This is a genomic window from Neisseria sp. P0007.S010 (genome assembly GCF_051962875.1).
In the GTDB taxonomy this organism is placed as follows: domain Bacteria; phylum Pseudomonadota; class Gammaproteobacteria; order Burkholderiales; family Neisseriaceae; genus Neisseria; species Neisseria subflava_A.
Map to the genome: position 1 here is coordinate 124,024 of NZ_JBQCUX010000005.1, position 25,220 is coordinate 149,243.

The following is a 25,220-nucleotide window of genomic DNA, read 5'->3' on the forward strand; positions in this document are numbered from 1 at the left end:
AGTTATTTTTTCATTAAATAGTAAATTTTATTTATCTTATTGTTTTACAATGATTAATTTTTATGATTTTATGTGTATAACTTTTCTTTTTCATTTGCCCCATACGTAAAAGGCCGTCTGAAAAATCAAGAAGAATCAGGTATAATCGGCAACATATTAATTTTCAGACGGCCTTTGCGCCGAAGGATACTTTCATGAGCAAAAAACGAGTTTTAACAGGCGTTACCACAACAGGTATTCCGCACTTGGGCAACTACGTCGGCGCCATCCGCCCGGCTATCCGTGCGGCGCAGGATGCCAATACCGAATCATTCCTCTTTTTGGCCGACTATCACGGCATCATCAAATGTCATGAGCCGGAAATGATTCATCAATCTACTCAAGCTGTTGCTGCCACATGGCTCGCCTGCGGACTCAATCCGGAACAGACCACTTTCTACCGTCAAAGCGATATTCCCGAAGTCATGGAATTGAACTGGATTCTGACCTGTATTACTGCAAAGGGTCTGATGAACCGCGCACACGCTTACAAAGCCGCAGTACAGGCAAACACCGAAAACGGTCAGGAAGATCCGGATCATGGCGTGGAAATGGGCCTATACAGCTACCCTATCCTCATGACTGCCGACATTCTTATGTTCAATGCCCATGAAGTACCTGTCGGTCGCGACCAAATCCAACACGTCGAAATGGCGCGCGATATTGCCGGCCGCTTTAACCACCGCTTCCAAGAACTCTTCACCCTGCCTGAAGTAAAAATCGACGAAAACGTCGAACTCTTGGTCGGCTTGGACGGACGTAAAATGTCCAAATCCTACGGCAATACCATTCCGCTTTGGGAAAACGACAAGAAAACCCAAAAATCAGTTAACAAAATCATCACCAACATGAAAGAGCCCGGTGAACCAAAACAGCCTGATGAAAGTCCTCTGTTTGAAATCTACAAAGCCTTCTCCACGCCGTCTGAAACTGCCGAATTCACACAAATGCTGGCCGAAGGCCTTGCTTGGGGCGAAGCCAAGAAACTCTTGGGCGCAAAAATCAATGCCGAACTTGCAGAACCGCGCGAGCGTTATAATGAATTGACAGCAAAACCCTCTCAAATTGAAGATATTTTGCAGGCCGGCGCACAAAAAGCGCGTAAAGAAGCACGCGAATTGTTGGATAAAGTACGCGATGCAGTAGGTATTCGTCCGTTGAAATAATAGCAAGGCCGTCTGAAAATTTCAGACGGCCATAATATCGTTTATTATTTGAAATATAACCGTTTTTCTAGGGTTTCTCATATGAAAAAAATCTTTCCCCTTATCTTGTTCAGCCTTTCATTGGCTGCCTGCAGCGGTAAATCTGAAGATACTGCCGCCAATGATGCTGCTTCAGGCAAAGCGCCCAAACCTACCTTCAAAGTTAAATATATCGATGAACAAGCCATAGCCGGTTTGGATTTAGGTACAGCTCAAGACGGCGAAACGAAAGAAGGTAAGAAACAACGCACCTATCCGATTAACGGCATAGAGGGCGGTGTTATCAATCTGATTGGTAAGCACCCTACCGACTTAGAAGTCATCAGCGGTCAATGCATGGAAAAAAATGAAAAAGGCGTTTCAGCCGGCTGGTCAACCAACGGCGTCTGCCACACTGCCTTTGCAAAAATGGTGGACAATATTGCCCAAGACGGCGGCAAACTGACTGACTATCTGATTTCACACGCTGCTTTGCAACCTTATACCGAAGGTAAAAGCGGCTATGCCGCCATACAAAACGGCCGCTATATTTTAGAAATTGACAGCGAAGGCATGTTCTATTTCCGTCGCCGTCATTACTAAACTCCTGACCATCCTATTTTCCCCCTGACACAAGGACTGAATCATGGCCCAAGTTACTTTCCAAGGCTCACCTATTTCTACAAACGGCAATTTGCCCGCTATCGGCCAAGTTGCACCTGATTTCACATTGGTAGCGGCAGACCTATCTGAGAAATCATTGGCTGACTTTGCAGGCAAACGCAAAGTGCTGAATATTTTCCCCAGCATTGACACCGGCGTATGCGCCCAGTCCGTCCGCACTTTCAACAAACGTGCCTCTTCTTTGGATAATACCGTTGTTTTGTGCATTTCTGCCGATTTACCGTTTGCACAAGCCCGTTTCTGCGGCGCAGAAGGTTTGGAAAATGTAGTGACACTTTCTACATTCCGCAGCAGCTTTTCTAACGATTACGGTGTTACACTGACAGAAAGCCCATTACGCGGCCTGACTGCCCGTGCAGTGGTGGTTTTGGACGAGCAAAACCACGTTCTCCACGCTGAGTTAGTTTCTGAAATTGCGAACGAGCCTGACTACGAAGCTGCTTTGGCTGTTTTGTAATTAACCAAATAAAATCAGGCCGTCTGAAGCTTTTCAGACGGCCTGAGACCTTTGCAAAATTCCTTTTCCCCCGACAGCCGAAACCTAAACAAAGATTTTCGGCTGTTTTTGTTTCAAATATCCACTGATTCTACCCAAATACCCCCTTAATCCCTCTTGGATACCTGCTTAATCAGGCATCCAACCGCCTTTTAGGCAGCAACAGGCGCACTTAGCCTGAGACCTTTAGATTATCCTCAAAATAAAAACGGTAGCTTAAAAGCTACCGTTTTCTGTTTCAAACCTTATACAGATTTATCTGTTTTGTCTGCTTCCACTGACTCAGTATTCTGAACCTCATTTTGCTCAACAGGTTCAGCAGCTTCAGCAATAGGCGCTTTAGGCTCTTCTACTTTGTCATCACGGACATTGTGGCTGTAATCTTTAGGCGGACTAGGCTGTTTACCGGCCATAATTTCCAAAACTTGATCTCGATCGATGGTTTCCCAATCCATCAGTGCTTTGCACATGGTTTCCATCTTATCGCGATTTTCATCCAAGATTTTGTAAGCCACTTGGTATTGCTCATCCAAAATACGGCGGATTTCCGCATCGATATCTTGTTGAGTTTTCTCGGAAATATTTTGAGAACGGGTTACGCTGCGACCCAAGAATACTTCACCTTCGTTCTCAGCATAAACCATCACACCCATTTTGTCGCTCATACCATAACGCGTTACCATCTCGCGTGCCATTTGAGTTGCACGTTCGAAGTCGTTAGATGCACCGGTAGAAATACGGCCGACAAAAATATCTTCAGCAATACGGCCACCAAACAAGATTGAGAGCTGGCTCAGCATTTGGTCTTTGTACATACTGATGCGGTCACGCTCAGGCAGCTGCCAAGTCAAACCCAATGCACGGCCACGAGGCATAATTGTTACTTTGTGAACCGGATCGGTAAACGGCAGGCTTTCCGCTACGATTGCATGACCGGCCTCATGATAGGCTGTCGCACGTTTTTCATCTTCGTGCATCACCATGCTGCGACGTTCCGGACCCATGTAGATTTTGTCTTTAGCATCTTCAAAGTCGCTTTGATCGACTTTAACTTTATTACGACGACCGGCAAACAAAGCTGCTTCATTGACCAAATTTGCCAAATCCGCACCTGAAAAACCAGGGGTACCGCGTGCTAAAGAGGTCAAATCTACGGATGCATCCAAAGGTACTTTTTTAGCGTGTACTTTCAAGATTTGCTCACGGCCACGGATATCAGGCAATGGAACAACGACTTGACGGTCAAAACGGCCCGGACGCTGCAACGCTGGGTCAAGTACATCAGGACGGTTGGTTGCTGCGATCACAATAACGGTTTGGTTGCTTTCAAAACCATCCATTTCAACCAACAATTGGTTTAATGTTTGCTCACGCTCATCATTACCACCACCCAAACCAGCACCACGCTGACGGCCAACCGCATCAATTTCATCGATAAAGATGATACATGGCGCGTTTTTCTTGGCCTGCTCGAACATATCGCGGACACGGCTCGCACCGACACCGACAAACATTTCTACGAAGTCAGAACCTGAAATACTGAAGAATGGCACACCGGCCTCACCGGCAATCGCTTTAGCCAGCAATGTTTTACCCGTACCAGGGCTACCGGCTAACAAAATACCGCGAGGTACACGACCACCCAGGCTTTGATAGCGGTTAGGCGATTTCAGGTAATCCACGATTTCTTGTACTTCTTCTTTTGCCTCATCACAACCGGCAACATCGGCAAAAGTAACTTTATTGGAATCTTTGTCCAGTAAACGTGCACGGCTCTTACCAAAAGAGAATGCGCCGCCTTTACCGCCACCGCCGCTTTGCATGCGCATGAAGTAGAACCATGCACCGATCAACAATAAAACAGGCAGCAGGCTGTAAAACAGACTGGCCAGCATGCTTGGTTTTTCTTCCGGAGTCACTTTGACGCGTACTTTGTTGTCCAACAGTGTTTTAACCAAGTTGTCATCTAAAGGCGCATTGGTATAGAAGGCAGTTTTATCGGTGCGCTCACCTTTAATCAGATAGCCGCTGACAACAGATCCTTCAATATTGACATTGGATACTTCGCCACTATTAACTTGCTGAATAAATTGAGAATATTCGATTTGCTGTTTATCTTCCTGCTTATCGCTGAGCGCATTGAATGCTGCTAAAAGCATAGCACCACCCACTACCCAGACTAATATGTTTTTAATGGTATTCCCCACTGAACAGGCTCCATGGTTACAAAATAAATAAAATCAAGGGAAAGAATTTTAAAGCACCCACCCTACATTGTCAGCGTTTATTTTTACCTAATAGGTAAATCTCACTGGAACGATTGCGGGAAGCATCCGGCTTTCGAGTTTGTACACTGGCAAAAATTTCACGCATAGCCGCCGTATACTCTTGATAACCCGCGCCTTGAAACACCTTCACTAAAAAACTGCCGCCGGTTTTCAAATGTTGGGAGGCAAAATCCAAGGCCAGTTCACACAAATAAAAACTGCGTGCCTGGTCGGTTACGGCATTGCCTGACATATTGGGTGCCATATCACAGATTACAAGGTCTAACGGACGATTATCCAATAAGGCTTCAAACTGCTCCAAAACAGCATCTTCCCTAAAGTCACCCTGAATAAACGACACACCTTCAATAGCTTCCATCGGCAAAATATCCAAAGCAAACACTGCTCCTGTTTTACCGACCAGCTTGGCCGCAACCTGTGACCAACTTCCCGGCGCGCTGCCCAAATCCGCCAAAACCGTACCTGGCTTGATTAATTTGTCTTTTTGATTTATTTCCAATAATTTATAAGCCGCTCTGGCACGATATCCGTCCTTTTGTGCCATATGGACATAATGATCGTTGACGTGCTCATGCAGCCATGCTTTTGAAGATTTTGAGCGTACAGCCATCTTGATTTGAAATGCTTAAGTTAAAATCAGCATTGTACGTTATTTCCCCCGTAAATGTTCTAAATCGCGTACAATATAGCCATTATTCTTTTGAATTGGATACTTATTAATATGAACGACAACAAATTAAGCACCAAAGAAATTTTAGCCTTGAAAGCCCAAGCACACCACCTCCACCCTGTCGTAATGGTTGGCCAACAAGGCTTGACCGACTCGGTCATCAAAGAAACCGATGCCGCATTGACAGCACACGAATTGATTAAAGTCCGTGTTTTTGGCGATGATCGTGCTGAACGTATTGAAATTTGCAATGCCCTGTGTGAAACACTGGGTGCTCAACTGGTACAACATATTGGCAAATTACTTGTTTTGTGGCGTAAGAAACCGGACGACGAATAATTTAAAATGAATAAACAGCAGAAGTATTTTCTTGACCCACTTTAATCATATCCTTCTGTTGTATTTATGCAGTACGGAATGATTTATTCCATTATTCTAAGCATCAAAATACAAATACGGTTGTCTGTTTTTGTAAATAACCTCAAAATTACAAAATCATAACGGCCGCACTCTGTCGGCCGATTATTTTATTCTTAATCCTTCGCAAAATATAAAAGCAAACCGATGAATGCTCAACAATATGAAGAATCTTTTCTTCTAGCAGAAAAATTAATCACTCAAGACCCTCCTGACTTTGCACGAGCCATCCCATTGCTCTGCGAGGCAGCAGAAGCCGGGCATATTGAGGCTGCATTTCAACTGGCAGGATGCCTGATCGAACACCACGAAAATGCGCAAGATTTAGCAATTGCAGTTGAATATTTAAAGCAAGCTGCAAGAGCTGGTCATCCATACGCCCGCTATAATCTTCTCCAGTTACAAGAAAATAATGGAATAGAAATAGAAAAGCTCATTGCAGCCTATCAAGAGCTTGCTGAAGAAGGATTAGCCCCAGCACAACTACACCTCATGCGTTTATATGCAGATAATGGCAATGACCAAGAAGCAGTCAAATGGGCATTGAAAGCTGCCGAACAGCAAAATCCTCAGGCACAATACTTCTTAGCCCAACATTACCAATATTCCAGCTCTTCTGATTTGGAATATTCTCATAAACTTTATCAACAATCCGCTGCGCAGGGATTTATTGCAGCACACTGGCAACTCGGTCTCCAATACAAATTGGGGCAAGGTGTCGCACAAAATCCTGAAAAAGCAATCGAACATTTACGTATTGCCGCCGATTACGACATTGTTCCAGCGCAAACTTCTCTTGCGGAACTCTTAGCCGCATCAAATCCTGCTGAAGCATTGGAATGGTTTGAAAAAGCTGCCGCACAAGGTGACAGCAATGCGAATGTAGCACTTGCCGAAATCTATCTGCTAGGCAAAAACACCGAACGAGACCCTCAGAAGGCCTATCAGCACGCTAAATTTGCTGCTGATCAAAATGATCCGGAAGGCTTGCGCCTTTTAGGTGATATCCATCGCTACGGATTGGGACAAGCAGTTGATGCAGACACCGCACGTCAATATTATCAACGCTCGGCTGATTTAGGTAATCTTGCCGCTTACCAAAAACTTCTGTCTGACAGTGCGTTGAATAACCAGAAAAACTATCAGCTAACCAAAGAAATCGCTCTCCAACGTCAAGAAGCCGAGCGTCTGTACAAGCTGGCATTTGCATCGCACTATGGCTTAAAACGCAAACAGAATTACGCTGAAGCACTGGAGTTATACCATCAGTCCGCAGAACGTGGACACAGTAAATCCCAAACCAATCTAGGTATGATGTATTACTGCGGACAAGGCGTACCTGTCGACTACGCCCAAGCTGCAAAATGGTTTGAAGCAGCGGCCAAACAAAGAGACACGATGGCTCAATATAATCTTGCCTGTCTGTATTATCACGGCATGGGTGTAAAAAAAGACATCAACAATGCTTGCTTCTGGCTGCAAGAAGCCATCCAACATGGACATGAACAGCAAGACGTTCTCAAAGAGCTTTTGACTCAATGGAAGCAATTCGCTCAAAAAGGCTCTACCGATTAAAGGCCATCTGAAATTCTAACTTCCTACATAAATGACATGTCAGCGCTAAAGTAGCCTGTACATGTCATTTTTTTCATTTACCCTTCCTCAACGATCGCCATCTTCAAATCCCATTTCTCCTTAATCTCTTTAGAGTCTTAAGACGGCCTATTCTCTTTGTGAAAAACCAGATAATCTAAATTTAATTTTCTATTTACAACAAAATTTAAAAAATATTTTTCGTATACGAATCCATTTACTCAAATATCTGATACTTTTTTACTGTATCCACTCAATATCCCGATTTAAAAACAAGCTCCATAACTCTTTTAAAAAATTTTAATTTCAACTTCTAAATCCTATCAATATCTACAGCACAATTTGCCAGTTTGCCCAATTACTGATAGCATTTGCAGGTTAGCTGGTTTGTAAAAAGTTCAATTCTTTCTGATTTTTTATCAACGGTTATAACGTATTGATAATATTTCAGTAATTAAAACTTTTTTCGAATTTGACTCTAGGAATTTTCGTTTTAAACTCACATCTGTTCGCAAACGAAAATATCGGAGTAATACTCCGTCATTGAAAAACACTCAACACAAGGATAGATATTATGTCCACCCAATTACACGATGTTGACCCAATTGAAACCAAAGAATGGTTAGACGCGTTAAGCTCTGTTTTAGAATATGAAGGCAGCGAGCGCGCCCAGTATCTGCTGGAAAGTTTGGTCAAATACAGCCGTGACAAAGGCATCCGTATGCCTCACGGCACCACTACTCCATACTTGAACACTGTTTCCGTTGAAGACGAAAAAGGCATCCCTGGCGACCAAAACATCGAACACCGCATCCGTGCATTCGTTCGTTGGAACGCTGCCGCTATCGTTTTGCGCGCAGGTAAAAAAGATTTGGAATTGGGTGGACACATTGCATCTTTCCAATCAGCCGCCACTATGTACGAAGTCGGCTTCAACCACTTCTGGAAAGCTAAAGGCGAAGGCGAAGAAGGCGATTTGGTATTCTTCCAAGGCCACGTTGCCCCTGGCATCTACGCACGCGCTTTCGTTGAAGGCCGTCTGACCGAAGACCAATTGAACAACTTCCGTCAAGAAGTTGACGGTAAAGGTCTGCCTTCTTACCCTCACCCTCACCTGTTGCCTGACTTCTGGCAATTCCCAACCGTATCTATGGGTCTTGGCCCATTGATGGCGATTTACCAAGCACGCTTCCTGAAATACTTGGAATCTCGCGGCCTGGCTAAAACCAAAGGCCGTAAAGTATGGGTATTCTGCGGCGACGGCGAAATGGATGAACCTGAAAGCCAAGGTGCTATTGCTCTGGCTTCACGCGAAGGCTTGGACAACTTGGTATTCGTCATCAACTGTAACCTGCAACGTTTGGACGGCCCAGTACGCGGTAACGGCAAAATCATTCAAGAGCTGGAAGGCAACTTTGCCGGCGCCGGCTGGAATGTTGTGAAAGTCGTCTGGGGTCGTCGTTGGGACCGCCTCTTGGCAAAAGACAAAGATGGCATCCTGCGCAAACGTATGGAAGAGTGCTTGGACGGTGACTACCAAACTTACAAATCCAAAGACGGTGCATACGTTCGCGAACACTTCTTCAATACACCTGAACTGAAAGCATTGGTCGCCGATATGACTGATGACGAAATTTGGGCATTGAACCGCGGTGGTCATGACCCTCAAAAAGTCTACAACGCTTACGACCGCGCTGCGAACCACGCTAACGGCAAACCTACTGTAATCTTGGCAAAAACCATTAAAGGTTACGGTATGGGTGCATCCGGCGAAGGTCAAAACGTTGCCCACCAAGCCAAAAAAATGGACAAAGCGTCTCTGAAACAATTCCGTGACCGCTTTGACATTCCTGTAACTGACGAGCAAATCGACAGTGGCGACCTGCCTTACCTGACTTTTGCTCCTGACAGCGAAGAATACAAATACCTGCACGCACGTCGCGAATCTTTGGGTGGCTACCTGCCTCAACGCAAACCTACCCAAGAAGTTCTGGAAGTGCCTGAACTGTCTGCATTTGATGCTCAACTGAAATCCAGCGGTGACCGTGAATTCTCAACCACCATGGCTTTCGTCCGCATCCTGTCTACTTTGCTGAAAGACAAAAAAATTGGCAAACGCGTGGTGCCTATCGTTCCAGATGAAAGCCGTACGTTCGGTATGGAAGGCATGTTCCGTCAATACGGTATTTGGAACCCTAAAGGCCAACAATACACTCCTCAAGATAAAGACCAACTGATGTTCTATAAAGAGTCTGTTGACGGTCAAATCTTGCAAGAAGGTATTAACGAGCCAGGCGCAATGGCTGACTGGATCGCGGCTGCAACCAGCTACGCCAACAGCAACTTTGCGATGATTCCTTTCTACATCTACTACTCTATGTTCGGTTTCCAACGTATCGGCGACTTGGCATGGGCTGCCGGCGATATGCACGCACGCGGCTTCCTGTTGGGTGGTACTGCCGGCCGTACAACGCTGAATGGTGAAGGTCTGCAACACGAAGACGGCCACAGCCATATTCAAGCAGATTTGATTCCAAACTGCGTTTCTTACGATCCAACATTCCAATACGAAGTAGCCGTTATCGTTCAAGACGGTCTGCGCCGTATGTATGCCAATAACGAAGACGTGTTCTACTACATCACCCTAATGAACGAGAACTACGCTCACCCGGATATGCCTGAAGGCGCAGAAGAAAACATCCTGAAAGGTATGTATCTGCTGAAAGCCAGCGGCAAAGGCGACAAGAAAGTTCAATTGATGGGTTCCGGTACCATCCTGCAAGAAGTAATTGCCGGTGCCGAATTGTTGAAAGCCGACTTCGGCGTAGAAGCAGACATCTGGTCTTGCCCATCATTCAACCAGCTGCACCGCGATGCCATCGAAGTGGAACGCTTCAATCGTCTGAACCCATTGGAAACTGCAAAAGTACCGTTTGTTACTTCTCAACTGCAAGGTCATGACGGCCCAGTGATTGCCGCTACCGACTACATCCGCAGCTATGCTGACCGCATCCGTGCCTACATCCCTAACGACTACCACGTCTTGGGTACTGACGGCTTCGGTCGCTCCGACAGCCGTGCCAACCTGCGCAGCTTCTTCGAAGTTGACCGCTACAACGTTGCCGTTGCTGCATTGAGCGCATTGGCTGAGCAAGGCAAAGTCAGCAAAGAAACCGTTCAACAAGCTATTGAAAAATATGGCATCAAGGTCGATTCAGCCCCTAGCTGGAAACGCTAATTGATGTTTCAGACGGCCTGTTTGCTTCATTCATACATCAGGCCGTCTGAAAACCAAATGCTTGAATGGTTTGAACAAACTGTACCGATGCCGTGTGAAACAGTTTTCAGACGGCATCAAACTGAAAATATTAAAGGAACTCAAATGAGTATCGTAGAAATCAAAGTCCCTGATATCGGCGGTCATGAAAACGTCGACATCATCGCCGTAGAAGTCAAAGTAGGCGACACTATTGCCGTTGACGACACCCTGATTACATTAGAAACCGACAAAGCCACTATGGACGTACCTGCTGATGCAGCCGGCGTCGTTAAAGAAGTTAAAGTTAAAGTTGGCGATAAAATCTCTGAAGGCGGCGTTATTCTGACCGTTGAAACCGGTGCCGCCGCTGCCGATGCAGCCCCGGCTCCTGCAGCTGAAGCTCCTGCAGCTCCCGCTGCCGCTCCTGCCGCAGCCCCTGCAGGCGGGGCAACTGTAAAAGTTGTTGTACCGGATATTGGCGGTCATACAGATGTAGACATTATTGCCGTTGAAATTAAAGTTGGCGACACTGTTGCCGTTGACGACACCCTGATTACTTTGGAAACCGACAAAGCCACTATGGACGTACCATGCACAGAAGCCGGTGTGGTTAAAGCCGTATTTGTAAAAGTTGGCGACAAAGTATCTGAAGGTTCTGCCATTATCGAAGTAGAAACCGCCGGTTCCGCCGCAGCTGCTCCTGTCGCTCAAGCTGCCGCATCTGCACCAGCCGCTGCTCCAGCTCCTGCTGCCGCTCTCGCACCAGCCGCTGCGCCTGCACCTTCTGCACCTGCAGCTGCCAAAATCGACGAAGCTGCATTTGCCAAAGCTCATGCCGGTCCTTCCGCACGCAAACTGGCACGCGAATTGGGCGTAGATCTGGGTCAAGTCAAAGGTACCGGTCTGAAAGGCCGTATCATGGGCGAAGACGTTAAAGCCTTCGTTAAATCCGTTATGCAAAGCGGTGCAGGCAAACCTGCCGCTGCCTCTTTGGGCGGTGGTCTGGACTTGTTGCCATGGCCTAAAGTTGACTTCTCTAAATTCGGCAGCGTCGAAGTTAAAGAACTGTCTCGCATTAAGAAAATCTCCGGTCAAAACCTGTCTCGCAACTGGGTTGTGATTCCTCACGTTACCGTACACGAAGAAGCGGACATGACCGAATTGGAAGAATTCCGCAAACAACTGAACAAAGAATGGGAACGTGAAGGCGTGAAATTGTCCCCATTGGCGTTCATCATTAAAGCCTCTGTTGCTGCGCTGAAAGCCTTCCCTGAATTCAATGCCTCTTTGGATGGCGACAACTTGGTGCTGAAAAACTACTTCAACATCGGTTTCGCAGCAGACACGCCAAACGGCTTGGTTGTTCCAGTAATCAAAGACGTAGATCAAAAAGGCTTGAAACAAATCAGCCAAGAGCTGACCGAATTGTCTAAAAAAGCCCGCGAAGGCAAGCTCAAACCACAAGAAATGCAAGGCGCATGCTTTACTATTTCCAGCTTGGGCGGTATCGGCGGTACAGGTTTCACACCAATCGTGAATGCTCCTGAAGTTGCTATCTTGGGCGTATGCAAATCCCAAATCAAACCGGTTTGGAACGGCAAAGAATTTGCTCCTCGCCTGATGTGCCCGTTGAGCCTGTCCTTTGACCACCGTGTCATCGACGGTGCTGCCGGCATGCGCTTCACCGTATTCTTGGCGAACCTGTTGAAAGACTTCCGCCGCATTACTCTGTAATCCGAGCATTTTCAGACGGCCTTTTTACTCAGGCCGTCTGAAAAAAGAAGTCCGAACATCATTCAGAAAGATTAGACATGAGCTTAGTTGAATTAAAAGTGCCCGACATTGGCGGTCACGAAAATGTAGATATTATTGCGGTTGAAGTAAATGTGGGCGATACCATTGCTGTGGACGATACCCTGATTACTTTGGAAACCGATAAAGCGACTATGGACGTACCTGCCGAAGTTGCAGGCGTAGTCAAAGAAGTTAAAGTTAAAGTAGGCGACAAAATCTCCGAAGGCGGCTTGATTGTTGTCGTTGAGGCCGAAGGTGCAGCTGCTGCTCCTAAAGCCGAAGCACCAGCTGCTCCTGCACAAGAAGCCCCTAAAGCAGCCGCTCCTGCTCCTCAAGCTGCTCAATTCGGCGGTTCTGCCGATGCCGAATACGACGTAGTCGTATTGGGTGGCGGCCCTGGCGGTTATTCTGCTGCATTTGCTGCTGCTGACGAAGGCTTGAAAGTTGCCATCGTTGAACGTTACAAAACTTTGGGCGGCGTTTGCTTGAACGTCGGCTGTATCCCTTCCAAAGCCCTGTTGCACAACGCTGCCGTTATCGATGAAGTACGTCACTTGGCTGCCAACGGTATCAAATACCCTGAGCCTGAACTCGATATCGACATGCTGCGCGGCTACAAAGACGGCGTTGTTTCCCGCCTGACTACCGGTTTGGCAGGCATGGCTAAAGGCCGTAAAGTAGACATTATCCAAGGTGATGGCCAATTCTTGGACCCACACCACTTGGAAGTTTCTCTGACGACCAGCGAAGTGTACGAACAAGCTACGCCTACCGGTGAGAAAAAAATCGTTGCCTTCAAAAACTGTATCATCGCAGCAGGCAGCCGCGTAACCAAACTGCCTTTCATCCCTGAAGATCCGCGCATCATCGACTCCAGCGGTGCTTTGGCTCTGAAAGAAGTGCCGGGCAAACTACTGATTATCGGCGGTGGCATCATCGGTCTCGAAATGGGTACGGTTTACAGCACTCTGGGTTCTCGCCTGGATGTTGTTGAAATGATGGACGGCCTGATGCAAGGTGCAGACCGCGACTTGGTTAAAGTATGGCAAAAACAAAACGAATACCGTTTTGACAACATCATGATTAACACCAAAACTGTTGCTGTCGAGCCTAAAGAAGACGGCGTTTACGTTACCTTCGAAGGTGCAAATGCGCCTAAAGAGCCACAACGTTACGATGCCGTACTCGTAGCTGCCGGTCGTGCGCCTAACGGCAAACTGATCAGCGCTGAGAAAGCCGGTGTTGCTGTGACTGACCGCGGCTTCATCGAAGTTGACAAACAAATGCGTACAAACGTGCCGCACATCTACGCCATCGGCGATATCGTCGGTCAACCGATGTTGGCACACAAAGCCGTTCACGAAGGCCACGTTGCCGCTGAAAACTGCGCCGGCCACAAAGCCTACTTCGACGCACGCGTTATTCCGGGCGTTGCCTACACTTCTCCTGAGGTGGCATGGGTTGGCGAAACCGAGTTGTCTGCCAAAACCTCCGGCCGCAAAATCACCAAAGCCAACTTCCCATGGGCTGCTTCCGGCCGTGCGATTGCCAACGGTTGCGACAATGGTTTCACTAAGCTGATTTTTGATGCTGAAACCGGCCGCATCATCGGTGGCGGTATCGTTGGCCCTAACGGCGGCGATATGATCGGCGAAGTCTGCTTGGCCATCGAAATGGGCTGTGATGCAGCCGATATCGGTAAAACCATCCACCCACACCCAACCCTGGGCGAATCCATCGGTATGGCTGCGGAAGTGGCATTGGGCGTATGTACCGACCTGCCTGCTCAGAAAAAGAAATAAGTTCACTCAAATAAAATTTGAACGAACTTGATGGAACAAAGGCCGTCTGAATGTTTCAGACGGCCTTTTCGCAAATAAGGAGACTCAATATGAAAAAAATCGAAGCTATTATCAAACCTTTCAAACTTGACGATGTACGCGAAACCCTGACTGAAATCGGCATTACCGGCATGACTGTCAGCGAAGTCAAAGGTTTCGGCCGCCAAAAAGGCCACACAGAAATTTATCGTGGCGCGGAATACGCAGTCGATTTTCTGCCTAAAGTAAAAATCGAATTGGTATTGGCTGACGATAAAGTCGATCAAGCTGTTGATGCCATCTTGGAAACCGCGCATTCCGGCAAAATCGGTGACGGTAAAATCTTTATTTATCCGGTTGAAGAAGCTATCCGTATCCGTACCGGTGAACGCTCGGAAGCAGCGCTTTAATAGAAATCGCAAAACACAGAATACAAATGCCGTCTGAAAATAAGTCGTAGCGTGGTTTGTTCAGGACTTATTTTTCAGACGGCATTAATTGAATACCCCCCCATTCTCTAAAGTCTATCCAAGTAAACCGGTTACCGAAAACCTCACGCCATCAAGTATGGAGGAATTCAAGGCAATGCTTCCCTTGGCCTTCATGAACGACTTTACCGTATCAAATAACTCTTTCCAAAAAATAAATTACCCAATCCCATTCTTAAAAACCTCAACGCCCTACTTCTAAAATCAAATCCCCCATATTTTTCCCTATTCTTATTGCCGCTTTACTTTTCAGACGACCCCTTTATCCAAACTCCGTTATAATGACGGCTTTAAAATTAATTCATTCCCAAGACGGTCTTATCATGAAACACATCCACATTATCGGTATCGGCGGCACATTTATGGGCGGCGTAGCGGCTATTGCCAAAGAAGCAGGTTTTAAAGTCAGCGGTTGCGACGCAAAGATGTATCCGCCGATGAGTACCCAGCTTGAAGCCTTGGGCATAGACGTACACGAAGGTTTTGATGCCGCGCAGTTGGACGAATTTCAAGCCGATATTTACGTTATCGGTAATGTTGCCAAACGCGGCATGGATGTGATTGAAGCCATTTTGAACAAAGGCCTGCCTTATATTTCAGGCCCGCAATGGCTTGCTGAAAACGTATTACACCAGCACTGGGTACTCGGCGTAGCCGGAACACACGGCAAAACGACTACCGCCTCCATGCTCGCCTGGGTCTTAGAATATGCCGGACTCGCACCAGGCTTCCTGATTGGCGGCGTACCGGAAAACTTCAGCGTTTCCGCCCGTCTGCCGCAAACTCCGCGCCAAGACCCTAATTCAAAATCCCCATTCTTCGTTATCGAAGCCGACGAATACGATACCGCCTTTTTTGACAAACGCTCCAAATTCGTACACTACCGTCCGCGTACCGCCATTTTAAACAATCTGGAATTCGACCACGCCGATATTTTTGCCGATTTGGGCGCCATTCAAACCCAATTCCATCATTTGGTACGCACCGTGCCGTCTGAAGGCCTCATCGTCTGCAACGGCCAGCAGCAAAGCCTGCAAGATACTTTGGACAAAGGCTGCTGGACGCCCGTAGAAAAATTCGGTACCGAACAAGGCTGGCAGGTTGGTACCGTCCATGCCGACGGCTCGTTTGACGTACGCCATCACGGCGAAACGGTCGGACACGTCGCTTGGGAACTGATGGGTGAACACAACCGTATGAACGCCCTCGCCGTTATCTCCGCTGCACGCCATGCCGGAGTCGATATTCAGACGGCCTGCGAAGCCTTGAGTGCATTTAAAAACGTCAAACGCCGTATGGAAATCAAAGGCACGGTAAACGGCATCACTGTTTACGACGACTTCGCCCACCATCCGACCGCCATCGAAACCACCATCGAAGGCCTGCGCCAACGCGTCGGTAACGCACGCATCCTCGCCGTCCTCGAGCCACGTTCCAACACCATGAAGCTCGGCACCATGAAAGCCGCCCTGCCCGAAAGCTTAAACGATGCAGACCAAGTGTTCTGCTACGCCGGCGGCGTGGACTGGGACGTCGCCGAAGCCCTCGCGCCTTTAGGCAGCAAGCTGCACGTTGGCAAAGACTTCGATGCCTTTGTTGCCGAAATCGTGAAAAATGCCGAAGCAGGCGACCATATTTTGGTCATGAGCAACGGCGGTTTCGGCGGAATACACGGGAAGCTGCTGGAAGCGTTGAAATAAGGGTTTATTTAAAGTTTTGAATGATTGAGGCCGTCTGAAAACCGGAATTTGGTTTTCAGACGGCCTTTTTGTTGTGGATTAAGGAAAAATAGATTTGATTGTTATCTCTGATATTTTGGATAATTTGAAGGATTCACTGGATATAATCTACCCTACGCTTACTGAAAGTATCGAAATAAAATAAGGTCTCTTGAATGTTAAAATAGCCTGAAGGCTTTAGATGACAGATGATGAATATTATAGGAGGATTTTTATATGGAAAAATTTGGTGTAAACATTTTGTATCATGGAACAAACTTAAAATTTAAGAAATGGAAAGTAGGTCATCAAGCACATAACAAAGGATATAAAGCACATTCCGCTTTATTTTTTACAACAGACAAAGAATATGCTAAGGGTGCAGGTGAAAATAAATATTTAGCTGGTTTTAAATATAAAAAAGAAGCATGTAAAAAAATATTAGATTTAAGAGATTGTTCTGATGATGTTTATGAAAACTTCAGGAACCATGTGATTGAAAAATACCCTGTGATTAATGAGTATTTTGGCTTGATATCCGATTCGTCTCAATGGAAAAAGTTCTGGCAAGAAGGAAAAACTTTTAAATTAGTTAGTCCATCTTCTGATCAGATTAAGTACCATCATTCAATTTTCCAGAGTACAAATAACCAATACTCTTGGAATTTTTTGCAGGGGAAAACTAGAGAATTAATAGAGTATTGGATTTTGGCTGCAAGAGATTTGGGATACAACATTCTTATTTGTAACGAATGGAATTCGTTTGGACTTAAAGAGCCTAAAACGTCTTTATGTATTGCTATTTTAGATTTAAATATTATCGAAGATGAGCCAGATTGGCTAAATTAAATAATAATTTCCTAAACATCTTATAAGTATCTGAAGTACATTACTGTTCCAAATTAAAAAGGCCGTCTGAAACAGTTCCAGACGGCCTTTTACTTACCTAACCCTCTTTATTTAACCGCAACCGCCGCATTTGCCGCAGCCGCTGCTGCAGTCGCGTTTTTTCGGTTTGAATACGAATTTTCGCAAGAGGAAGAATACGCAGGCAAGCATAATCAAGCCGACGATAATATATTGAGTCATGACGATAGGATCCTTGAAGAAATTTGATAAACCACGAATGCGGCAAAATAAGCCATCAGGAACAAATAGCCTGTAATCATAAGCATATTTTTCGTGGATTTGGTTTCGCGTTTAATTACGGCCAAAGTCGCGGCACACATCGGCGCATAAACATACCAAGCCAAGAAGGCAAAGGCAGTCGGCAGGCCCCAGTTGTTGTGTATGATAGGAATCAGTGCGTTTTGTACTGCATCTTCAGACGATGCGCTGACGGCGTAAACAGTACCCAAAGCGGCAACGACCACTTCGCGCGCGGCAATACCCGGAATCATGGCGATACACATTTCCCAAGTAAAACCCAAAGGTGCAAAAAACGGCTGAATAGCATGACCAAGCGTACCTGCCAAGCTGTAATCGATGGCGGCACCGGTTGCGCCTTCAGGCGGTTGCGGCCAGCTTACCAAGCCCCACAAGACCACGGCCAACGCAAAAATGATGGTACCCGCGCGTTTCAGGAAGGCTTTTACCCTATCCCACAAGCTGGTCATGATGTGTTTGAAGTTAGGCGTACGGAAAGTCGGCAATTCCATCAAAAGTGGGAATTGTTGCACATTGCCTTTCATCCGCGCCAAGCGTTTCATGATATACGCTGCCAATGCGGCCGACAGAATGCCTACGATATAAAGAATAAACAATGTCAGGCCTTGCAGGTTGAAAATACCGCCCACTGTACGGTCAGGAATGACGGCGGCGATAATCAGCGCATACACCGGCAAACGTGCGGAGCAAGTCAGCAACGGCGCAACCGCGATGGTAACAAGGCGTTCGCGCGGGTCGTTAATGGTTCGCGCCGACATCACGGCAGGAACGGCACAGGCAAAGCTGGACAAAAGGGGAATAAACGAACGGCCGGACAAACCGCTTTTTGCCATGATGTTATCCAGCAGGAAGGCTGCACGCGGCAGATAGCCTGAGTCTTCCAATAGCAGGATAAAGGCAAACAAAATCGTAATCTGCGGCAGGAACACCAACACGCTGCCCAAACCGGCAATGACGCCGTTGACGAGCAAGTCGTTGAGGATGCCCGGCTCCATGTTGGCGCCTATCCATTCGCCCAGCGCGGCAAAGCCGCCTTCAATGGCATCCATAATCGGTGCCGCCCAAGTGTAAACCGCTTGGAACACCATAAACAGGATCACCAGCAGCATAATCATGCCCCAGACGGGGTGCAGCACGATGTCGTCGAGTTTTTTGTGCCATGCGGGCAGCGTCATCTGGGTGCGTACCACTTGTGCCAAAATCGATTCGACTTCTTGATAAAGTTTGTCGCTATCCAGCGCATCGAGCGTGCGTTCGGCAGAGGCGGGGTTTGCGGGGAAAGAGCGTTTGCGCGGCAGCTTCGCCACGGCTTCGCGTACAGCCTGTACGCCCGACGCGCTCACTGCAACTGTTTCCAAAACAGGTGCATCCAACAACTCGCTCAGTTTGGCCGCGTCGATATTCAAGCCCCTTTTGCGGGCCACGTCGCTCAAATTCAGCGACACCACCATAGGCAGTCCCAGCGTTTTCAGTTCCAAAATCATGCGCAGGGTCATACGCAGGTTGGTCGCGTCGGCAACGGCAATAATGGCATCGGGCGGAATGCCCATCTTGCCTACCATTACATCTTTCGCCACCGCTTCGTCGGGGCTGGTCGTGCGTAGGCTGTATGTGCCCGGCAGGTCGATAATGCGGACGGCCTCGTCGTCGAGGAAGGCGCCCTCGCGCTTATCGACAGTTACGCCCGGATAATTGGCAACCTTGGCATGTGAGCCGGTCAAACCGTTGAACAAAACGGTTTTGCCGCAGTTTGGCGCGCCAATCAAGGCAAAATAGCTTAGTTCCATCATTTTTCCTTATTCTTTCAGACGGCCTTAAACGGCCTCAACGATACGACACATAATCTTCCCGGCCTCTTCCAAACGCAGGGAAAATTGAGATTGGTTACCCAAACGTACCGCAAACGGGCCTCTCCCAAAACCACCCACTGCAATCACTTGCAACGGCATTCCGCTGGAAAAACCCAAATCCGAAAGACGACGGGTTACCAAGGTATCCAAATCACCAAAAACAGGGTTGGGAGCAATGGAATCAATATGTACGACTGCGCCTTTTTTAAGGCTTGATAAAGGAATGGTAGACATAAGCCTCTCTTTTCATTTGTTTTAAAAGTAGATTATTGAAAAAATGTGAGAAGTATGACGAGTGCGTGGCACATTTGAAAGGTTGGTTATGAGTGGCTATTCGCTACTTCTTTCAATAAGTGCGGTTTGTTTTAAGTATTGTTATTTTCTTTGCTAATGATAAATCTTATTAATGTAAAAATCAAATGTAACAAGATAAACTAAAACAAGCTGAAATCCTTTTATCATTAGGATTTCAGCCTTTTTATACACTCAACAAACTAAAGGCCGTCTGAAAGGTTTCAGACGGCCTTCAAAATAAAAAACCGAATCAAATCGGTCTTTTATTCCCATTCAGGGAAAGACTCTAAATTACAGAGCGTCTTTCAATGCTTTACCGGCACGGAATTTAGGAGTTTTAGCAGCAGCAATAGTCAAAGGCTCGCCAGTTTTTGGGTTGCGGCCTTGACGTTCGGCGCGTTCGCCGACGTAGAAAGTACCGAAACCGACCAGAGTAACAGTGTCGCCGTTTTTCAACGCGTTGGTTACGGCATTAGTAGTAGCATCCAAAGCTTTTTGCGCAGCAGATTTGGAAATGCCGGCTTCTTGAGCAATTGCTTCGATCAATTCAGACTTGTTCACAATTAGTCCCTTCCTATCGTAAAAAATGATGAAATGCCCGAATACTCGGGGCTTAAGCACTTTTAAAGCACATACGCACTTTATAGCAATTCTGAAATTATCATGTCAAGTAAAAGATGTGGAATTGCCCTATTTTTGTGGCATTCAGGGCAAAACCACATTTTTTGCAACATCAGACGGCCAACTTAATGCTTGGTTGCTTTTGTTCTTGACTTCGTCTTAGAAGTTTGCGGGGTCTCGGCAACCGCCAATTCAGCAACCCATTGCTCAGGCTGAGTTTCTAAGCCCAAAGTCAACACTTCATCAATCCATTTGACCGGATGAATGGTCAGACCGGTTTTGACATTTTCAGGGATTTCTTCCAAATCTTTGACGTTGTCTTTTGGAATCAATACATGCTTGACACCGCCACGCAAAGCAGCCAGCAGTTTTTCCTTCAAACCACCAATCGGCAAGACTTCGCCACGCAAAGTGATTTCGCCGGTCATCGCCACGTCCGCACGCACCGGAATTTTGGTGAAGGCAGAAACCATCGCCAAAGTCATGGCGATACCTGCGCTTGGACCGTCTTTCGGCGTCGCACCTTCAGGTACATGGACGTGAATGTCTTTCTTCTCGTAAAAATCAGGAGCCAGACCCACTGATTCAGCACGTGAACGGACAACCGACCATGCGGCCGATACCGATTCTTTCATGACATCGCCCAGTTGGCCGGTGCATTGAATCGTACCTTTGCCCGGCAAGGCAACCGCCTCAACGGTCAACAACTCGCCACCGACTTCGGTCCAAGCCAGACCGGTTACCTGACCGATGCGATTTTCGCTTTCGGCCACACCATAGTCGAAACGGCGCACGCCCAGATAGTCATGCAGATTTTTCTCAGTAACTTTAATCGCTTTAGGCTTGGCCTTGCTTACTGTTTTGGATTTGGACGCTTTTTTCTTGTCCTCATTCAAAGTAACCTGCATCACTACTTTGCGGCAGATTTTGGCAATTTCGCGATCCAACGAGCGGACACCGGCCTCGCGGGTGTAGTAACGGATAATATCGCGCACCGCACTTTCATCAACCACCAACTCGCCTTCTTTCACACCATTGCGCTTCATTTGTTTCGGCACAAGGTATTGCATGGCGATATTGATTTTTTCGTCTTCTGTATAACCGGACAGACGGATGATTTCCATACGGTCAAGCAGCGGAGTCGGGATATTCAAGCTGTTTGAAGTGGCAATAAACATCACATCGCTCAAATCATAATCGACTTCGGCATAGTGGTCGGCAAACTTGTTGTTTTGCTCAGGATCAAGCACCTCAAGCAATGCACTGGCCGGATCACCGCGGAAATCGCTGCCCATCTTGTCGATTTCATCCAGTAGGAACAATGGATTTTTCACACCCGCTTTCGCCATGTTTTGCAGGATTTTGCCCGGCATAGAGCCGATATAGGTACGGCGGTGGCCTCGGATTTCACTTTCATCACGCACGCCGCCCAACGCCATACGCACATATTGTCGGCCTGTGGCTTTGGCAATCGATTCACCCAAGGAAGTTTTACCCACCCCCGGAGGACCAACCAGACACAAAATCGGGCCTTTGAGCTTGTCCATACGTTTTTGAACGGCCAAATATTCCAAAATGCGCTCTTTGACTTTTTCCAAACCATAGTGGTCGGCATTCAAAATTAAATCAGCTTTGGCAATATCTTTGCTGACACGGGATTTTTTCTTCCACGGCAACTCAAGCAAAGTATCGATATAGTTGCGCACGACGGTAGATTCCGCAGACATCGGCGGCATCATTTTCAGTTTTTTCAATTCAGACAGACATTTTTCTTCAGCCTCTTTGCTCATGCCTGCTTCTTTGATTTTGTTTTCCAGCGCATCCAGCTCGTCGCGCTCGTCTTCTTCGCCCAACTCTTTCTGAATCGCTTTCACTTGCTCATTCAAGTAATACTCGCGTTGGGATTTCTCCATTTGACGTTTCACGCGGCCACGGATGCGTTTCTCAACCTGCATGATGTCGAGTTCGGCTTCCAACTGCGCCAGTAGAAATTCCAAACGGTCAACAATGCCGGCAGTCTCCAATACATATTGACGCTGCTCCAATTTCAGCTGCAAATGCGCGGCAATAGTATCGGCAAGACGGCTGTTGTCATCGATACTACTGATGGTACTGATAACTTCGGCAGGGATTTTTTTGTTCAATTTCGCATATTGCTCAAATTGAGTCAGCAGAGTCCGGCGCAAGGCCTCAATTTCAGGATTATCCTTGTCGCTATTCTCATCAATCGCCTCAACATGGGACAAAAATAATCCACCTGTTTCATCAACCGTCAACGCGCGCGCACGACGGATACCTTCTACCAATACTTTAACGGTACCGTCAGGCAGCTTCAAAACCTGCAAAACTTGGGCGACTGTACCGGTCTGGTGCAAATCTTCAGCTTTAGGGTCTTCTGTATTAGGGTCAAGCTGGGCCAACAGGAAAACCGGATCATCATTAGCCATTGCCGCCTCAAGGGCCGCAATCGATTTAGGACGACCGACGAACAGCGGCAATACCATATGCGGATACACCACGACATCGCGTAAAGGCAAGGTAGCCAGCGCACTGTATTCCTCGAAATATTTGTCTTTTGTCGGCATAGTTAGAAATCTCAATCATTGTTAAATCAGAATGTAGCTCAAAATTGGGCTGAAGCGCTGCATTTCAAGACTTGAAAACAGCTTATCCGCACCTATTTTCGAAAACATCATTTTTAATAGCCCGATATGGACGTTTACGATAAAATATATCGGATTTCGGGCCGTCTGAAAACTTTTCAGACGGCCCTGGCTAACCAAACAAGGTAGTAAACCATGACAGACTCAACCGAAAAAAAATCACTGATTGAATTCCCCTGCACTTTCCCCTTAAAAGTTATGGGCGTAGTTCATCCCGAATTCGAATCCGCCATCTTGGAAACCGTGCGCAAACACGCTCCCGATACCGAGCCGCACCACATTACTACGCGCCCAAGCAGCAAAGGCAACTATACCGGTGCAACCGTCAAAGTAAATGTCGACAACCAAGAGCAGCTCGACAATATCTACCGCGACCTGACTTCACACGAATTGGTAAAAGTGGTGCTGTAATGAAAATCGTGCACAAAGGCTTGGTTGATTACCTGCCGACTTTCGAAGCCATGAAGGCATTTAATGCCTCGCGTGACGAAAACACCGAAGACGAATTATGGGTGGTCGAACATCCGCCCGTATTTACCCAAGGCTTGGCCGGAAAACCCGAACACCTCCTCATTCGCGACGATATTCCCGTTGTCCAAATTGACAGAGGAGGTCAAATTACCTATCACGGCCCCGGCCAACTGGTCGTCTATACGATGATCAATTTCAAACGCCGTAAAACCAGTGTCCGCCATATCGTTTCCACACTTGAAAACAGCATCATCGCCACCTTGGCAGAATACGGCATCGAAGCAGCAGCCGATCCAAAACGTCCCGGCGTTTATGTCGGCGAGCGTAAAATCGCTTCCCTGGGCCTGCGTATCAAAGACGGTTCCGTTTACCACGGCTTGGCGCTTAACGTGAATATGGATTTAAGTCCGTTTACCCACATCAACCCCTGCGGTTATGCAGGTATGGAAATGACCCAAATTGCCGACTATGTCTCTCCGGCACCCAGTTTGGCAGAGGTTTCAGACAAACTGACCAAGCATTTACAAAAAGAGCTGGCATAAGGCCGTCTGAAATATTCGACCCAAACGCCATCTTTTAACTGCCCCTCTGAACTCACAAGCCCTTAGGCCATAAAGGCCACAATCAGCTTTTCAGACGGCCTTTATAACGACAGAAAGAACACATCACCATGAGTGAAGAAGTAAAAAACGACCCCAAACGCGGCATCAAACTGAAAGGCGCAGACAAAACTGCACGTATTCCGATTAAAGTGGTTCCATTGGAACAAAAATTGAAAAAGCCCGAATGGATCCGCGCCAAATTACCGGGCAAGAAATTCTTTGAAATCAAAAACATTCTTCGTGAACAAAAAATGCATACCGTGTGCGAAGAAGCATCTTGTCCAAATATCAGCGAATGCTTTACCAAGGGTACGGCCACATTCATGATCATGGGCGATATTTGTACCCGCCGCTGCCCGTTCTGCGACGTTGGTCATGGCCGCCCCAATATGTTGGATCCTGATGAGCCTAAACACTTGGCCGAATCCGTCAAGTCCATGAACCTGCGCTATGTCGTAATCACTTCCGTCGACCGTGACGACCTGCGTGATGGCGGCGCCCAACACTTCGCCGACTGCATCAAAGCCATCCGCGAAACCAGCCCGAATACCAAAATCGAAATCCTTGTTCCCGATTTCCGCGGCCGTTTGGATATCGCACTGGAAATCTTGGCAGAAACGCCACCCGACGTGATGAACCATAACTTGGAAACCCATCCAAGCCTGTATAAAAAAGCCCGTCCGGGTGCCAACTACCAACATTCCCTCGAGCTTCTGCGCCGCTACAAAGAAATGATGCCCCATATCCCGACCAAATCCGGCATCATGGTCGGCTTGGGCGAAACCGACGAGGACGTGCGCGAAATCATGCGCGATATGCGTGCCAACAATATCGAGATGATTACCATCGGCCAATATCTGCAACCTTCAGACGGCCACTTGCCCGTCTTGCGCTATGTAACGCCCGACCAATTCAAAGTTTTTGAAAAAGAAGCATACGAATTGGGCTTTACCAATGCCGCCATCGGCGCAATGGTTCGTTCCAGCTACCACGCTGACGAACAAGCAGCCGAAGCTTTGCGTGAAACCTGTGAATTCTGACGCTATTTGCGACTGAACTACGCTATTTGCGACTTTATAACGATAAGTTCGACTGGGCAAAT

Annotated in this window: 21 protein-coding genes; 14 read left to right on the forward strand and 7 right to left on the reverse strand. The window is 47.1% G+C overall.

Going from position 1 to position 25,220, the window contains the following annotated elements; genetic code table 11:
- Window positions 1–194 precede the first annotated feature (194 nt).
- The 3 genes from trpS to tpx all read left to right on the forward strand — a co-directional run bounded on the left by trpS (window position 195) and on the right by tpx (window position 2,364).
- Complete coding sequence (trpS, locus tag ACTHR7_RS05325; protein WP_003746855.1) at window positions 195–1,205, forward strand: tryptophan--tRNA ligase; 1,011 nt, start codon at window positions 195–197, stop codon at window positions 1,203–1,205.
- Between the two features lie 81 nt (window positions 1,206–1,286).
- On the forward strand, window positions 1,287–1,826 hold the full coding sequence (locus tag ACTHR7_RS05330; protein ID WP_107867394.1) for a hypothetical protein: 540 nt from the start codon (window positions 1,287–1,289) through the stop codon (window positions 1,824–1,826).
- Between the two features lie 43 nt (window positions 1,827–1,869).
- A complete protein-coding gene (gene tpx / locus ACTHR7_RS05335) occupies window positions 1,870–2,364 on the forward strand; it encodes a thiol peroxidase (protein WP_293207918.1) in 495 nt (164 codons plus the stop codon).
- Window positions 2,365–2,648: 284 nt separating this feature from the next.
- On the opposite strand, the gene ftsH is transcribed toward tpx, so the two are convergent.
- Together ftsH and ACTHR7_RS05345 are read right to left on the reverse strand one after the other, a co-directional pair.
- The gene (ftsH, locus tag ACTHR7_RS05340; protein WP_293207921.1) at window positions 2,649–4,610 is read right to left on the reverse strand and encodes an ATP-dependent zinc metalloprotease FtsH; all 1,962 of its coding nucleotides are present in this window, start codon (window positions 4,608–4,610) and stop codon (window positions 2,649–2,651) included.
- 70 nt (window positions 4,611–4,680) lie between these two features.
- Window positions 4,681–5,301 (reverse strand): RlmE family RNA methyltransferase, encoded by a 621-nt coding sequence (locus ACTHR7_RS05345; protein WP_070460733.1) that lies wholly within the window; start codon window positions 5,299–5,301, stop codon window positions 4,681–4,683.
- Between the two features lie 111 nt (window positions 5,302–5,412).
- On the opposite strand from ACTHR7_RS05345, the gene yhbY reads away from it, so the two are divergent.
- From yhbY to ACTHR7_RS05385, 8 genes are all read left to right on the forward strand, one after another.
- The gene (yhbY, locus tag ACTHR7_RS05350; RefSeq protein ID WP_070460735.1) at window positions 5,413–5,700 is read left to right on the forward strand and encodes a ribosome assembly RNA-binding protein YhbY; all 288 of its coding nucleotides are present in this window, start codon (window positions 5,413–5,415) and stop codon (window positions 5,698–5,700) included.
- Window positions 5,701–5,925: 225 nt separating this feature from the next.
- Complete coding sequence (locus tag ACTHR7_RS05355; RefSeq protein WP_293207924.1) at window positions 5,926–7,353, forward strand: tetratricopeptide repeat protein; 1,428 nt, start codon at window positions 5,926–5,928, stop codon at window positions 7,351–7,353.
- Window positions 7,354–7,945: 592 nt separating this feature from the next.
- The gene (aceE, locus tag ACTHR7_RS05360; protein ID WP_293207927.1) at window positions 7,946–10,609 is read left to right on the forward strand and encodes a pyruvate dehydrogenase (acetyl-transferring), homodimeric type; all 2,664 of its coding nucleotides are present in this window, start codon (window positions 7,946–7,948) and stop codon (window positions 10,607–10,609) included.
- Between the two features lie 144 nt (window positions 10,610–10,753).
- On the forward strand, window positions 10,754–12,364 hold the full coding sequence (gene aceF, locus ACTHR7_RS05365) for a dihydrolipoyllysine-residue acetyltransferase (RefSeq protein WP_440370470.1): 1,611 nt from the start codon (window positions 10,754–10,756) through the stop codon (window positions 12,362–12,364).
- A 77-nt stretch (window positions 12,365–12,441) separates the two neighbouring features.
- Entirely contained in the window at window positions 12,442–14,226 is a 1,785-nt protein-coding gene (gene lpdA, locus ACTHR7_RS05370) for a dihydrolipoyl dehydrogenase (RefSeq protein WP_070647100.1), read from the forward strand.
- Window positions 14,227–14,315: 89 nt separating this feature from the next.
- Window positions 14,316–14,654, forward strand: a complete 339-nt coding sequence (locus ACTHR7_RS05375; protein ID WP_070647098.1) for a P-II family nitrogen regulator — start codon at window positions 14,316–14,318, stop codon at window positions 14,652–14,654.
- A gap of 401 nt (window positions 14,655–15,055) precedes the next feature.
- The gene (gene mpl / locus ACTHR7_RS05380; RefSeq protein ID WP_293205000.1) at window positions 15,056–16,432 is read left to right on the forward strand and encodes a UDP-N-acetylmuramate:L-alanyl-gamma-D-glutamyl-meso-diaminopimelate ligase; all 1,377 of its coding nucleotides are present in this window, start codon (window positions 15,056–15,058) and stop codon (window positions 16,430–16,432) included.
- 255 nt (window positions 16,433–16,687) lie between these two features.
- Window positions 16,688–17,299, forward strand: coding sequence for a hypothetical protein (locus tag ACTHR7_RS05385; protein WP_293205003.1), 612 nt, complete (start codon window positions 16,688–16,690; stop codon window positions 17,297–17,299).
- A 111-nt stretch (window positions 17,300–17,410) separates the two neighbouring features.
- On the opposite strand, the gene ACTHR7_RS05390 is transcribed toward ACTHR7_RS05385, so the two are convergent.
- The 5 genes from ACTHR7_RS05390 to lon form a co-directional block, all read right to left on the reverse strand.
- Window positions 17,411–17,539: a FeoB-associated Cys-rich membrane protein gene (locus ACTHR7_RS05390; RefSeq protein ID WP_003683546.1), complete on the reverse strand. Its 129-nt coding sequence runs from the start codon at window positions 17,537–17,539 to the stop codon at window positions 17,411–17,413.
- Window positions 17,536–19,404, reverse strand: a complete 1,869-nt coding sequence (gene feoB / locus ACTHR7_RS05395; RefSeq protein ID WP_440370487.1) for a ferrous iron transporter B — start codon at window positions 19,402–19,404, stop codon at window positions 17,536–17,538. Before feoB ends, ACTHR7_RS05390 begins: the two co-directional genes overlap by 4 nt.
- A 27-nt stretch (window positions 19,405–19,431) precedes the next feature.
- Window positions 19,432–19,701, reverse strand: coding sequence for a FeoA family protein (locus ACTHR7_RS05400; RefSeq protein WP_049349822.1), 270 nt, complete (start codon window positions 19,699–19,701; stop codon window positions 19,432–19,434).
- 351 nt (window positions 19,702–20,052) lie between these two features.
- Window positions 20,053–20,322 (reverse strand): HU family DNA-binding protein, encoded by a 270-nt coding sequence (locus ACTHR7_RS05405; RefSeq protein WP_003683413.1) that lies wholly within the window; start codon window positions 20,320–20,322, stop codon window positions 20,053–20,055.
- Between the two features lie 185 nt (window positions 20,323–20,507).
- Window positions 20,508–22,967, reverse strand: coding sequence for an endopeptidase La (lon, locus tag ACTHR7_RS05410; protein ID WP_440370471.1), 2,460 nt, complete (start codon window positions 22,965–22,967; stop codon window positions 20,508–20,510).
- Window positions 22,968–23,180: 213 nt separating this feature from the next.
- On the opposite strand from lon, the gene ACTHR7_RS05415 reads away from it, so the two are divergent.
- The 3 genes from ACTHR7_RS05415 (at window position 23,181) to lipA (ending at window position 25,158) form a co-directional block, all read left to right on the forward strand.
- Window positions 23,181–23,456 carry an HP0495 family protein gene (locus tag ACTHR7_RS05415; RefSeq protein WP_003683543.1) on the forward strand — a complete coding sequence of 92 codons (276 nt, stop codon included), beginning with the start codon at window positions 23,181–23,183 and terminating at the stop codon, window positions 23,454–23,456.
- On the forward strand, window positions 23,456–24,058 hold the full coding sequence (lipB, locus tag ACTHR7_RS05420; protein WP_293205010.1) for a lipoyl(octanoyl) transferase LipB: 603 nt from the start codon (window positions 23,456–23,458) through the stop codon (window positions 24,056–24,058). The genes ACTHR7_RS05415 and lipB overlap by 1 nt, the downstream gene beginning before the upstream one ends.
- 128 nt (window positions 24,059–24,186) lie before the next feature.
- Window positions 24,187–25,158 carry a lipoyl synthase gene (gene lipA / locus ACTHR7_RS05425; protein ID WP_440370472.1) on the forward strand — a complete coding sequence of 324 codons (972 nt, stop codon included), beginning with the start codon at window positions 24,187–24,189 and terminating at the stop codon, window positions 25,156–25,158.
- Window positions 25,159–25,220: the final 62 nt, after the last annotated feature.